General features: G+C 62.9%; 15 protein-coding genes and 1 tRNA gene. 3 read left to right on the plus strand and 13 right to left on the minus strand.

The window, feature by feature from the left end:
- Positions 1-26: 26 nt before the first annotated feature.
- The 7 genes from hscB to trmJ form a co-directional block, all read right to left on the minus strand.
- Positions 27-554, minus strand: a complete 528-nt coding sequence (gene hscB / locus DNK34_RS11750; protein ID WP_131175080.1) for a co-chaperone HscB — start codon at positions 552-554, stop codon at positions 27-29.
- Complete coding sequence (gene iscA / locus DNK34_RS11755) at positions 554-877, minus strand: iron-sulfur cluster assembly protein IscA (RefSeq protein ID WP_131175081.1); 324 nt, start codon at positions 875-877, stop codon at positions 554-556. The genes hscB and iscA overlap by 1 nt, the downstream gene beginning before the upstream one ends.
- A gap of 12 nt (positions 878-889) precedes the next feature.
- Positions 890-1276: a Fe-S cluster assembly scaffold IscU gene (gene iscU / locus DNK34_RS11760; RefSeq protein ID WP_131175082.1), complete on the minus strand. Its 387-nt coding sequence runs from the start codon at positions 1274-1276 to the stop codon at positions 890-892.
- Between the two features lie 42 nt (positions 1277-1318).
- Positions 1319-2533 (minus strand): IscS subfamily cysteine desulfurase, encoded by a 1215-nt coding sequence (locus tag DNK34_RS11765; RefSeq protein WP_131175083.1) that lies wholly within the window; start codon positions 2531-2533, stop codon positions 1319-1321.
- A 42-nt stretch (positions 2534-2575) separates the two neighbouring features.
- Complete coding sequence (iscR, locus tag DNK34_RS11770; RefSeq protein WP_131175084.1) at positions 2576-3067, minus strand: Fe-S cluster assembly transcriptional regulator IscR; 492 nt, start codon at positions 3065-3067, stop codon at positions 2576-2578.
- 150 nt (positions 3068-3217) lie between these two features.
- Positions 3218-4003, minus strand: coding sequence for a serine O-acetyltransferase (cysE, locus tag DNK34_RS11775; RefSeq protein WP_131175085.1), 786 nt, complete (start codon positions 4001-4003; stop codon positions 3218-3220).
- A complete protein-coding gene (gene trmJ, locus DNK34_RS11780; RefSeq protein WP_131175086.1) occupies positions 4003-4776 on the minus strand; it encodes a tRNA (cytosine(32)/uridine(32)-2'-O)-methyltransferase TrmJ in 774 nt (257 codons plus the stop codon). The genes cysE and trmJ overlap by 1 nt, the downstream gene beginning before the upstream one ends.
- 373 nt (positions 4777-5149) lie before the next feature.
- On the opposite strand from trmJ, the gene suhB reads away from it, so the two are divergent.
- Complete coding sequence (gene suhB / locus DNK34_RS11785) at positions 5150-5965, plus strand: type III secretion system regulator SuhB (RefSeq protein ID WP_131175087.1); 816 nt, start codon at positions 5150-5152, stop codon at positions 5963-5965.
- Between the two features lie 123 nt (positions 5966-6088).
- On the opposite strand, the gene DNK34_RS11790 is transcribed toward suhB, so the two are convergent.
- The 6 genes from DNK34_RS11790 to queA all read right to left on the minus strand — a co-directional run bounded on the left by DNK34_RS11790 (position 6089) and on the right by queA (position 12174).
- Positions 6089-6628: a glycine zipper 2TM domain-containing protein gene (locus tag DNK34_RS11790; protein WP_131175088.1), complete on the minus strand. Its 540-nt coding sequence runs from the start codon at positions 6626-6628 to the stop codon at positions 6089-6091.
- Between the two features lie 122 nt (positions 6629-6750).
- Positions 6751-7671, minus strand: a complete 921-nt coding sequence (gene secF / locus DNK34_RS11795; protein ID WP_131175089.1) for a protein translocase subunit SecF — start codon at positions 7669-7671, stop codon at positions 6751-6753.
- Positions 7672-7680: 9 nt separating this feature from the next.
- A complete protein-coding gene (gene secD / locus DNK34_RS11800) occupies positions 7681-9549 on the minus strand; it encodes a protein translocase subunit SecD (RefSeq protein WP_131175090.1) in 1869 nt (622 codons plus the stop codon).
- Between the two features lie 73 nt (positions 9550-9622).
- Positions 9623-9955: a preprotein translocase subunit YajC gene (gene yajC, locus DNK34_RS11805; protein WP_131175091.1), complete on the minus strand. Its 333-nt coding sequence runs from the start codon at positions 9953-9955 to the stop codon at positions 9623-9625.
- A gap of 39 nt (positions 9956-9994) precedes the next feature.
- Positions 9995-11110 carry a tRNA guanosine(34) transglycosylase Tgt gene (gene tgt / locus DNK34_RS11810; protein ID WP_207390764.1) on the minus strand — a complete coding sequence of 372 codons (1116 nt, stop codon included), beginning with the start codon at positions 11108-11110 and terminating at the stop codon, positions 9995-9997.
- Between the two features lie 14 nt (positions 11111-11124).
- Positions 11125-12174, minus strand: a complete 1050-nt coding sequence (gene queA / locus DNK34_RS11815; RefSeq protein ID WP_131175093.1) for a tRNA preQ1(34) S-adenosylmethionine ribosyltransferase-isomerase QueA — start codon at positions 12172-12174, stop codon at positions 11125-11127.
- 112 nt (positions 12175-12286) lie between these two features.
- On the opposite strand from queA, the gene DNK34_RS11820 reads away from it, so the two are divergent.
- Positions 12287-12371 (plus strand) — tRNA-Leu (locus DNK34_RS11820).
- Positions 12372-12718: 347 nt separating this feature from the next.
- Positions 12719-12931, plus strand: a complete 213-nt coding sequence (locus DNK34_RS11825) for a cold-shock protein (protein ID WP_003284681.1) — start codon at positions 12719-12721, stop codon at positions 12929-12931.
- Positions 12932-12976: the final 45 nt, after the last annotated feature.

Below are 12976 nucleotides of genomic sequence, written 5' to 3' on the forward strand. Positions count from 1 at the left end.
GCGCAGCCACGGTAGCTGCACGAGCGTTAATCGTCGAGGCGCTCTTCCAATTGGCGCACCTCGTGGGAAAGCTTGTCGAGAAACTGCATGCGGCGCATCAGGCGTTCGGCCTCTTCTCGGCGCTCGACATCATCCCAACAAACGGCGAAGCGTTCGTTCAAGGCCTGCTGCGCCACCTTCAGGCGCCGCTTGAAAGCGGCCACGCCGGCCAGGTCGGCATCGTCCTGCAGCTCTTCGAGCTCTTCGCGCCACTGCATCTGCTGCATCAGGAACTCGGGGTCCTGAACGGTGACCTCCAGCGGCAACTCGGGGCCACGCATCGCCAACAGGTAGCGCGCACGCTGCGAATCGCTCCTGAGGGTGCGGTACGCCTCGTTGAGGCTCGCCGAACGCTCGAGCGCCAGGCGCTGCTCACGCTCGGAAGCATCGGCGAAACGATCGGGGTGTACGCTGCGGGCCAACTCGCGGTAGCGCGTCGCCAACTGCTCGAGATCCAGGTTGAAACTCGGCTGCAACTCGAACAGGGCGAAATGGCAGGGACCGGCGCTCTTCATCAGATATTGAAGCTTTCGCCGCAGCCACATTCGCCACGTACGTTGGGGTTGTTGAACTTGAAGCCTTCGTTCAACCCTTCCCGGACGAAATCGAGCTCGGTGCCGTCGAGATAGACCAGGCTCTTGGGATCGATGATCACCTTGACGCCATGGCTCTCGAACACCTGATCCTCGCTGGCAGTCTCGTCGACGAACTCCAGCACATAGGCCAGACCCGAGCAGCCGGTGGTGCGAACACCCAGGCGGATGCCCTCGCCCTTGCCGCGCCCGTCGAGGGAGCGCCGGATGTGCTGGGCGGCAGCCGGAGTCATGCTGATTGCCATCGACGAACCTCCTTAGAGCAAGCCTTTCTTCTGCCGGTAGTCGCGCACGGCCGCCTTGATGGCGTCCTCGGCGAGCACCGAGCAGTGGATCTTCACCGGCGGCAGCGCCAATTCCTCGGCGAGCTGGGTGTTCTTGATGGTCTCCGCCTCATCCAGCGTCTTGCCCTTCATCCACTCGGTGGCCAGGGAACTGGAGGCGATGGCGGAACCACAGCCGTAGGTCTTGAACTTGGCGTCTTCGATCACGCCCTGCTCGTTGACCTTGATCTGCAGACGCATCACGTCGCCGCAGGCCGGCGCGCCGACCATGCCGGTGCCGACATCGGGATCTTCCGCGTTCATCTTGCCGACGTTGCGCGGGTTCTCGTAGTGGTCGATGACCTTTTCGCTGTAAGCCATGTTATCAATCCTCTTTCATCAGGCGCCGCTCACCGGCAGCTTTTAGTGTGCTGCCCATTCCACCTTGGAAATGTCGACACCTTCTTTGAACATATCCCAGAGCGGCGACAGTTCGCGCAGCTTGGTGACCGCCTCGCGTACCTTCTGCGCGGCGTAGTCGACTTCTTCCTCGGTGGTGAAGCGACCGAAGGTGAAACGGATGGAGCTGTGCGCCAACTCGTCGTTGCGGCCCAGGGCACGCAGCACGTAGGACGGCTCCAGCGAGGCTGAGGTACAGGCCGAGCCCGAGGAAACCGCCAGATCCTTGAGCGCCATGATCAGCGACTCGCCTTCGACATAGTTGAAGCTCAGGTTCAGGTTGTGCGGCACGCGGGCGGTCATGCTGCCGTTGATGTACAGCTCTTCCAGGCCGTCGACCTGCTTGAAGAAACGGTCGCGCAGGGCCAGGATCTTCTGGTTCTCTTCGGCCATTTCTTCCTTGGCGATACGGAAGGCCTCGCCCATGCCGACGATCTGGTGGGTCGCCAGGGTACCGGAACGCATGCCACGCTCGTGGCCGCCACCGTGGGTCTGGGCTTCCAGGCGCACACGCGGCTTGCGCCGTACGTACAGCGCACCCACACCCTTGGGGCCATAGGTCTTGTGCGCGGAGAAGGACATCAGGTCGACCTTCAGCGCCTGCAGGTCGATGGCGACCTTGCCGGTGGACTGGGCGGCATCGACGTGGAAGAACACGCCGCGCGAACGCGCCAGCTCGCCGATGGCGGCGATGTCGTTGATCGTGCCGATTTCGTTGTTGACGTGCATGATCGACACCAGAATGGTGTCTTCGCGCAGCGCCGCCTCGACCATGGCCGGGGTGATCAGGCCGTCGCTGCCGGGCTCGATGTAGGTGACTTCGAAGCCTTCGCGCTCGAGCTGGCGCATGGTGTCCAGCACCGCCTTGTGCTCGATCTTCGAGGTGATCAGGTGCTTGCCCTTGCTTGCGTAGAAGCCGGCAATGCCCTTGATGGCCAGGTTGTCGGATTCGGTGGCGCCGGACGTCCAGACGATCTCGCGCGGATCGGCGTTGACCAGCTCGGCCACCTGGCGACGGGCGTTTTCCACCGCTTCTTCGGCTTTCCAGCCGAACACGTGGGAACGCGACGCCGGATTGCCGAAGTTGCCGTCAACCAGCAGGCAATCCATCATTTTCTGCGCAACGCGCGGATCGACCGGCGTTGTCGCAGAGTAATCGAGGTAAATCGGCAATCTCATAACGGTTCTCCTAATCAGGTATCAGGCCGGCGCCTTGCGTGCTCAATCGACGGTGGACGCTTCAATCTTATCCAGTTGGGTCGCCCGCCCATTGCAGCGGCGCTGATCCTGGCGCTGGGCGACTTCCTGCACCTCGCGGCGCGTGACCAGATCGGCCAGGCTGATGCCACTGAGGAACTCGTGAATCTGCTGGCTCAGGTCGCACCACAGATGATGGGTCAGACAGATGTCGCCGGAATGGCAATCACCCTGCCCCTGGCAGCGCGTGGCGTCGACGGACTCGTTGACCGCGTCGATCACCTCGGCGACCTGGATACCCTGCATGCTGCGCGACAACTGATAACCGCCACCCGGGCCACGCACGCTGGACACCAGGCTGCCACGGCGCAATTTGGCGAACAGTTGCTCGAGGTAAGAGAGGGAAATACCCTGACGCTCGGAAATATCGGCGAGGGATACCGGCCCATTCTGCGCATGCAGCGCCAGATCGAGCATGGCGGTGACGGCATAACGGCCTTTGGTAGTCAGTCGCATGAAGGGTTACCAAGGAATCACAGAATGTAGCGCGATTATCCTATTCCCGAGTATTTAAGTCAACTATAAGACCTATCGAAATACTCGGGTATAGACGCCGCCAGCCCACCGGGAGGGCGCAAAGCATAGCAAAGCCGCGCCTGCCGCGCATCAGGCAGCCGGCTTGTCGTCCTGGCCCTTGCAGACGCCGTCGAAGTCCTCGTCGCGCAGCGCCGGCAACTCCTTGGCGCGATAGTCGCTACCCAACGCGCCAAGTGCATCGCACATCCCCTCCAGACGGCTATCGACCGCATGCAGGTGGTCGAGCAACTGGGCGATGGCCCGGGCGACCGGGTCCGGCATGTCCTGCCCCACGCCATAGGCATCGAAACCGAGCTTGTCCGCCATGGCCTGACGCTTGGCCTCGCGCTCATCGTCGGCATCGCTCTTGACGATGATCTTGCCGGGAATCCCCACCGCCGTGGCGCCGGCCGGCACCGCCTTGGTCACCACCGCATTGGAACCGATCTTGGCCCCCGCGCCCACGGTGAACGGACCGAGCACCTTGGCCCCGGCGCCGACCACCACGCCATCTTCCAGGGTCGGGTGGCGCTTGCCCTTGTTCCAGCTGGTGCCGCCGAGGGTCACGCCCTGATACAGCGTCACGTCGTCGCCGATCTCGGCGGTTTCGCCGATGACGATGCCCATGCCGTGATCGATGAAGAAACGCCGACCGATGACCGCTCCCGGATGGATCTCGATACCGGTCATCCAGCGGCTGAAGTTCGACACCACCCGCGCCAGCCACTTCCAGCCCGAGCGCCACAGCCCATGCGCCAGCCGATGCAGCCAGACCGCATGCAACCCCGGGTAGCAGGTGACCACCTCGAACGCGTTGCGCGCCGCCGGATCACGGTGGAAACCCCCCTGGATATCTTCCCGCATGCGCTCAAACATCAGTTCTTCCCCTGCCTATGGTGCTCGCCGCGCGCTGCCTTGATGGTTTCGGTCAAGATGCCGCGCAAGATATTCATTTCCAGCTTGCTGATCGCACTGCGCCCGTACAGGCGGCGCAGGCGGCTCATCAGGTGCCGCGGGCTGTCCGGGTCGAGAAAGCCGATCTCCACCAGCGAGCGTTCCAGATGGCCGTAGAAGGATTCCAGCTCGTCGGCCGTCACCGGCTGCGCATCCTCGGCCGCGATACCTTCCTGCTTCGGCGTCTTGCTCGGCAAGCCCTCGGCCGCCAGCGCCGCCATGCGCACTTCGTAGGTCAGCACCTGAACCGCCGCGGCCAGGTTCAACGAGCTGAACTGCGGGTCGGATGGGATATGCACATGGAAGTGGCAACGCTGCAGCTCCTCGTTGGTCAGCCCGGCATACTCGCGGCCGAACACCAGCGCCACCTCGCCCCCCTCGGCGGCCTTGCGCGTCGCCGCCAGGCCGCATTCGCGGGGGTCGAGCAGCGGCCAGGGAATGCGCCGCTCGCGGGCACTGGTGCCGAACACCAGCGCGCAACCGACCAGCGCCTGTTCCAGGGTCGCGACGACCTCGGCGCCCTCGAGCACATCGGTCGCCCCCGAGGCCCGCGCCACCGCCTCGCTACTGGGGAAGTCCTGGGGATCGACCAACACCAGGCGCGACAGCCCCATGTTCTTCATGGCCCGGGCCGCCCCGCCGATATTGCCGGGATGGCTGGTGTTGACCAGAACCACACGAATGCTCTGCAGCAACGGAAACGCTCACGACGGATAAATGAGGTGACAAATCTTACAGAAGCCCCCCGCCTTATGCCATGCAAGACACAGGGCCACCGCACTATGCGCTCGAAGAGCCGGCGACTGCATGGATGCAGGAGGTAGAGCGAAGCAGGAGCCCGAGCCGAAAACAGCGCTGGAAAGCTGGAGGCTGAACGAAAAGCGGCTCGAGCACGACGCGAAACAGCGGTTTCTCGTCCGGCTTTCCAGCCTCCAGCGCTTTTCATCGAGTGCGGGCCATGCCCTAACGCCATAGCGCGATTGCCCTGATGCAAGACACAGGCGACACTTCAAACGATGCGCTTTTCTGCTAGAATGGCCGGCTTTATTACGACCCAGGTGAACATCCATGCAGCCCATGCTGAATATCGCTCTGCGCGCAGCCCGTAGCGCCGGTGAAATGATCTTCCGCTCAATCGAACGCCTGGACGTCATCTCGGTGGATGAAAAAGACGCCAAGGACTACGTCACCGAGATCGACCGCTCTGCCGAGCAACTGATCATCCAGGCGCTGCGCAAGGCCTACCCGACCCACAGCTTCCTCGGCGAGGAAGGCGGCCTGATCGAAGGCAGCGGCGACGGCAATGATTACCAGTGGATCATCGATCCGCTCGACGGCACCACCAACTTCGTGCGCGGCGTACCGCACTTCGCCGTCAGCCTGGCCTGCAAATACCGCGGCCGCCTGGAGCACGCGGTGATCATCGACCCGGTGCGCCAGGAAGAATTCACCGCCAGCCGTGGTCGTGGCGCCGCGCTCAACGGCCGCCGCCTGCGCGTCAGCACCCGCAAGAGCCTGGACGGCGCCCTGCTCGGCACCGGCTTCCCGTTCCGCGACAGCCAGCTGGACAACCTGGAGAACTACCTGGGCATGTTCCGCAGCCTGGTCGGCCAGACCGCCGGCGTACGCCGCGCCGGCGCCGCCAGCCTGGATCTGGCCTATGTCGCCGCCGGCCGCTTCGATGCCTTCTGGGAATTCGGCCTGTCCGAGTGGGACATGGCAGCCGGCGCCCTGCTGATCCAGGAAGCGGGCGGCCTGGTCAGCGACTTCAGCGGCGGCCACGAATTCCTCGAGAAAGGCCAGATCGTCGCCGGCAACACCAAGTGCTTCAAGGCCGTCCTGACCGCGATCCAGCCGCACCTTTCGGCGTCGCTCAAACGCTAGGAGCAGCTGTAAGCTACAAGCTTCAAGCAAGGCACTGCCCCGCCCCGTCTGAAGCTGTAATCCATTAAAAAGGCGCTCCGAAGAGCGCCTTTTTCCATCATCCAGCCAGCGATGGCTGTTTGTTTACTCAGCGGAATCGGCCAGCACCAGCTTGCCTTCGCGCACCGGGATCTGACGACCCGGTTCGTGCTCCATACGCACTTGGCCGACCTGGCCATCGAGGTCGTACTTCACGTCGTAGCCGACGATCTTCTCACTGGTATCGGTCACGGTGTTGCAGCGCGTTTCGGTGGTGGTGTAGGTATCGCGGTTCTGCATGCCTTCCTGCACCTTGTTACCGGCATAGCCACCGCCCACCGCACCGGCCACGGTCGCGATCTTCTTGCCGTTGCCACCACCGACCTGGTTACCCAGCAGACCGCCGACCACCGCGCCAATGGCGGTGCCCGCCAACTGATGCTGATCCTGGACCGGACGCTGACGGGTGACGGTCACGTCCTTGCACTCCTCACGGGGCGTCTTGATGGTTTCGGTCACCGGCTTGACCGCCAGAACCTCGGCATATTGAGGGCCACCGCCGACCAAACTGTAGGTGGCGACAGCGCCACCCGCAGTGACGCCGACAGCACCCAAAACAGCTCCAACCAACAGCGACTTGTTCATGTGAACCTCCTGACCACTCAAACGGCGCCTGTGCGCCTGACTCCCTGCCTTGGAAAGGCAAAGCGGGCGACAAGTTCCCTTGTCGCCCGCCCTATTCACCCCGTGTGCAGTGCGTCACACCCTCACGGGCGGTCGTCCACCCCTTCCGCGGTGACGGCCGGCGGAATCAGATCCTCGGACGTCAGCTTCAGCCAGATCAGCACCGGCGCGCTGATATAGACCGAGGAGTAGGTACCGACCACCACACCGATCAGCAGCGTCAGCGCGAAGCCACCGAGGCTGTCGCCACCGAACACCAGCAACGCGACCAGCGCCATGGCGGTGGAGGCCGAGGTGGCGATGGTACGCAGCAGCGTCTGGGTCACCGACACATCGATGTTCTCGATGATCTCGGCCTTGCGCAGCACGCGGAAGTTCTCGCGGATACGGTCGTAGATGATGATGGTGTCGTTGAGCGAGTAGCCCACCATCGCCAGCACCGCGGCCAGCACCGTCAGGTCGAAGGGCACCTTGAAGAACGCCAGGATGCCCAGGGTGACGATCACGTCGTGCGCCAGCGAAGCCACGGCGCCGACACCGAATTTCCACTGAAAGCGGAAGGCCAGATAGAGCAGGATACCGCCCAGCGCCAGCAGCATGGCCAGGCCACCCTGATCGCGCAGCTCTTCGCCCACCTGAGGCCCGACGAACTCGACGCGCTTGACCTCGAAGCGGGTGTCCACGTCGATCTTGCGCAGCGCATCGGCCACCTGCGCCCCCAGGTCGGGCGAATCGCCCGCCAGACGCACCAGCACATCGGTGGTGGAGCCGAAGCTCTGCACCACGGCGTCCAGGTAGCCGGCCTGGCCCAGCTCGCGCTTGATCAGCTCGAGATCGGCCGGCTGCTCGTAGGTCAGCTCGATCAGCGTACCGCCAGTGAAATCCAGGCCGTAGTTGAGGCCATGCTTGAACAGGCTACCCAGGCCGATAAGGCTGATAACCACGGTAATGGCGAACGCGATATTGCGTATCGCCATGAACGGAATGCGCGATGGAAATCTCATAGCCTCACCTCAGATCCACAGTTTCTTGAAGTTACGGCCACCGAAGATCAGGTTGACCATCCCCCGGGTGAACATGATCGCGGTGAACATCGAGGTGATGATGCCCAGCGACAGGGTCACCGCGAAGCCCTTGATCGGCCCGGTGCCCAGGGCGAACAGGATGGCCCCCACCAGCAGCGTGGTCAGGTTACTGTCGATGATCGCCGTATAGGCGCGGTCGAAACCTTCGTGGATTGCCCGCTGCACCGACAGGCCGTTCTTCAGCTCCTCGCGAATCCGCGAGTAGATGAGCACGTTGGCGTCCACCGCCATGCCCAGGGTCAGCACGATACCGGCGATACCCGGCAGGGTCAGGGTCGCGCCGATCACCGACATCAGCCCCACCAGCAGGATCAGGTTGAACCCCAGCGCCACGGTCGCCAGCACGCCGAAGAAACGGTAGATGGCGATCATGAACAGCGACACCAGGATCATCGCCCACTCGGTGGACTCGATACCCTTGGTGATGTTCTCGGCGCCCAGGCTCGGGCCGATGGTGCGCTCTTCGGCGAAGTACATCGGCGCGGCCAGGCCGCCGGCACGCAGCAGCAGGGCCAGTTCGGAAGACTCGCCCTGGCCGTTCAGGCCGGTGATGCGGAACTGGCTGCCGAGCGGCGACTGGATGGTCGCCAGGCTGATGATCTGCTTCTCTTCCTTGAACGAATCGACCTGCACTTCCTGCTCGACACCGTCGACCACCTGACGCACGTAGCGGGTCAGCGGCTTCTGCTCGATGAAGATCACCGCCATGCTGCGACCGACGTTATTGCGGGTCGAGCGGTTCATCAGCTCGCCGCCATGGCCGTCGAGGCGGATGTTCACCTGCGGCCGGCCGTTCTCGTCGAAGCTGGCCTGGGCATCGGTGACCTGGTCGCCGGTAATGATCAGCTCGCGCTCGAGCTGCACCGGCGGACGGCCTTCCTCGCGGAAGCCGAACGCCTCGGTGGTGCCACGCGGCGCATTGGCGTCGGCGGCCAGGCGGAATTCGAGGTTGGCGGTCTTGCCGAGAATGCGCTTGGCTTCGGCGGTGTCCTGCACGCCCGGCAGCTCGACCACGATGCGGTTGGCGCCCTGACGCTGCACCAGCGGCTCGGCGACACCCAGCTCGTTGACCCGGTTACGCACGGTAGTCAGGTTCTGGCGGATCGAGTACTCGCGAATTTCGGCGATCTTGGCTGCCGTCATGGTCACGCGCAGCACTTGCTGGCCGCCACGTTCCTGGGCATTCAGTTCGAAATCGTTGAAATCCTTGCGGATCAGTTGCTGGGCTTTTTCCAGGGTCGCGCTATCAGCGAAGCCCAACTGGATGGCGCCGCCCTGCTGCGGCATGCTGCGATAACGCACACGTTCCTTGCGCAGCAGGCTCTTGAGCTCACCTTCATAGACCTGGCGACGCACGTCCAGGGCCTTGTCCATGTCGACTTCGAGCAGGAAGTGCACACCACCCGACAGATCGAGGCCGAGCTTCATCGGGCTCGCCCCGAGGTTGCGCAACCAGTCGGGCGTGGTCTGCGCCAGGTTCAGGGCGACCACGAAGTTGTCGCCGAGGGCCTTGCGCACGACATCCTTGGCCGGCAACTGATCGCTCTGCCGCACCAGACGCAGCAGACCACTGCGGCCCTGCTCGCCAACGCTCGATGCCTTGACCTCGATACCGGCATCGACCAGCGCCTGGCTGACTCGATCCAGATCGGCCTGGGCGATGGTCTGCGCCGAGCTGGCGCCACTGATCTGAATGGCCGGGTCGTCCGGATAGAGATTGGGTGCGGAATAGATCAGGCTGATCGCCAGCACGGCCACGATCAGCAGGTACTTCCACAAAGGGTATTTGTTGAGCATGAATGACGCCGCCCGCTTAAGACGCGGGGCGCATTGAGCGCCCCGTCGAGTGGAGAAACTGGAACCGATGGATTCAGATGGCTTTCAGAGTGCCCTTGGGCAGGGTTGCCGCGATGGCCACTTTCTGGATCTTCAGCTCGACGGTGTCGGAAACTTCGAGCACCACGAAGTCATCGACCACCTTGGAGACCCTGCCGGCGATGCCGCCGGAAGTCACCACTTCGTCGCCCTTCTGCAGGTTGCCCAGCAGGCTCTTGTGCTCCTTGGCGCGCTTGGCCTGGGGACGCCAGATCATCAGGTAGAAGATGACCAGGAAGCCGACCAGGAAAATCCACTCGAAACCGGTACCAGCCGGGCCGGCAGCACCAGCGGCATCAGCGTAGGCAGCGGGAATAAAAAAGCTCATTTGACACTCCTGTTGAAAGTTCTTTAAGCCATCGGTTCATCAGTCCAGCGGCGGTGTTGGCAGACCGCGCCGGGTATAGAAGGCATCGACAAAGGCGGCCAATGTACCCTGTTGAATTGCCTCGCGCAAACCAGCCATCAAGCGCTGGTAGTGGCGCAAGTTGTGGATTGTATTCAACATACTGCCGAGCATTTCGCCGCACTTGTCCAAATGGTGCAGATAGGCGCGCGAGAAGTGTTTACAGGTGTAACAGTCGCAGGTCGGATCGAGCGGCGAATCGTCGTGACGGTGGAAGGCGTTGCGGATCTTCAGCACGCCGGTATCGATGAACAGGTGGCCGTTGCGCGCGTTGCGCGTCGGCATCACGCAGTCGAACATGTCCACGCCACGGCGCACACCCTCGACCAGGTCTTCGGGCTTGCCCACGCCCATCAGGTAGCGCGGCTTGTCGGCCGGCATCTGCCCGGGCAGGTAATCCAGCACGCGGATCATCTCTTCCTTCGGTTCGCCGACCGACAGGCCGCCGATCGCCAGGCCGTCGAAGTCCAGTTCGCTCAAGCCCTCCAGCGAACGCATGCGCAGCGACTCGTGCATGCCGCCCTGGACGATGCCGAACAGCGCCGCCGAATTATCGCCATGGGCCTCCTTGGATCGCTTGGCCCAACGCAGCGACAGTTCCATCGATGTCTTGGCCACGTCGAACTCGGCCGGATAGGGCGTGCATTCGTCGAAGATCATCACGATGTCCGAGCCCAGGTCGCGCTGCACCTGCATCGACTCCTCCGGTCCCATGAACACCTTGGCGCCATCGACCGGCGAGGCGAAGGTCACGCCCTCCTCCCTGATCTTGCGCATCGCCCCCAGGCTGAACACCTGGAAGCCACCGGAGTCGGTGAGGATCGGCCCCTGCCATTGCATGAAGTCATGCAGATCGCCATGGCGCTTGATCACCTCGGTCCCCGGCCGCAGCCACAGGTGAAAGGTATTGCCCAGGATGATCTGCGCTCCGATGGCTTCGATGTCGCGCGGCAGCATGCCTTTTACCGTGCCGTAGGTGCCGACCGGCATGAACGCCGGCGTCTCGACCACACCACGGGGGAAAGTCAGCCGTCCGCGCCGGGCCTTGCCATCGCTGGCCAGCAGTTCGAAAGACATGCGGCAACTGCGCGTCATAGATGATCCTCGGGCCCGCGCGGGGCGGGATTGCGGGTGATGAACATGGCATCACCGTAACTGAAGAAGCGATACCCCTCGGCGACGGCCTGGCCATAGGCGGCCATGGTCTCCGGGTATCCGGCGAACGCCGACACCAGCATCAGCAGCGTCGACTCCGGCAAATGGAAATTGGTGACCAGCGCGTCGACCACGTGCAAGGGACGGCCGGGGAAGATGAAGATATCGGTATCGCCGCTGAACGGCCGCAACTGGCCATCGCGCGCCGCACTTTCCAGGGCGCGCACGCTGGTGGTGCCCACGGCGACCACACGCCCGCCCCGCGCGCGGCAGGCGGCGACCGCTTCGACCACGGCGGCGTCGACCTCCAGCCATTCGCTGTGCATCACATGGTCTTCGAGGCGCTCGACCCGTACCGGCTGGAAGGTGCCGGCCCCCACGTGCAAGGTGACGAAGGCGGACTCCACGCCCTTTGCGGCAATGGCGTCGAGCAACGCGCGGTCGAAATGCAACCCCGCCGTGGGCGCGGCCACCGCGCCGGCATGCCGGGCATAGACGGTCTGATAGCGCTCGCGGTCGGCGGCTTCATCGGCACGGTCTATATAAGGAGGCAACGGCATGTGCCCGACGCGTTCGAGCAACGGCAGCACCGGCTCGTCGAAACGCAGCTCGAACAAGGCGTCATGCCGCGCCAGCATCTGCGCTTCGGCGCCGCCCTCGAGCAGGATCGTCGAACCCGGCTTGGGCGACTTGCTCGAGCGCACATGGGCCAGCACCCGGTGCTGGTCGAGCACCCGCTCGACCAGCACCTCCAGCTTGCCGCCGGAGGCCTTGCGGCCGAACAGGCGCGCGGGGATCACCCGGGTGTTGTTGAACACCATCAGATCGCCAGGGCGCAGATAATCGAGCAGATCGGCGAATTGCCGATGGGCGAGCGCCCCGCTGGGGCCATCCAGGATCAGCAGGCGGCTGGCTCGGCGCTCGGCGAGGGGATGACGGGCGATCAGAGCATCGGGCAGCTCGAAATGAAAGTCGGCAACGCGCATGGTGGAAGGGGGTCATCTTGCAGGGCGGAGAAGCTTACCGGAATTCATTCACGCTGACCACGCAAGCGCATTGACCAACGACACCTCGCTCCCTATACTGCGCCGCCATTGTGCCCCGGTGGCGGAACCGGTAGACGCGGCGGATTCAAAATCCGTTTTCGAAAGAAGTGGGAGTTCGAGTCTCCCCCGGGGCACCATGTATCCATTCAACCGTTACCCTTTGGTGACGGCTCGCACCAAAGCTGCACTGCGCGCTCCCCCACTGCGCAATCAGTTAGCCATTATAAAAAACCAACTTGGAAGCCGCGGAAAAGCCTCACGAATCCTGCGTGGGATTATGCGTGCCCGAGGGGTTGGCATTTGCGCCAAAGTTAGCGTAGAGTTCATTCACTGTGTTTGCATGGGTCGCCGTGAATCGTGACCTGATGCAGTAGATCGTCCAAGATCCGCTACATCCCGCTCGACTTTCATTACTCCTTGCAACCAGTCTTCAGTCCTCTACGTATGGAGGCTGTCATCAACTCTAGTTCCAAGGAAATGAGACATGTCGAATCGTCAGAACGGTACCGTCAAGTGGTTTAACGACGAGAAAGGTTTTGGTTTTATCACTCCAGAAAGCGGTCCGGATCTGTTCGTACACTTCCGCGCTATCGAAGGTAACGGCTTCAAGAGCCTGAAAGAAGGCCAGAAAGTTAGCTTCGTCGCTGTACAAGGTCAAAAAGGCATGCAGGCTGACCAGGTTCAAATCCAGGAATAATGCCGCTGTCTGAAAAACCCCTGATGCATATCAGGGGTTTTTTTA

It is taken from the genome of Phytopseudomonas dryadis (assembly GCF_004327355.1).
Classification (GTDB): Bacteria; Pseudomonadota; Gammaproteobacteria; order Pseudomonadales; family Pseudomonadaceae; genus Aquipseudomonas; species Aquipseudomonas dryadis.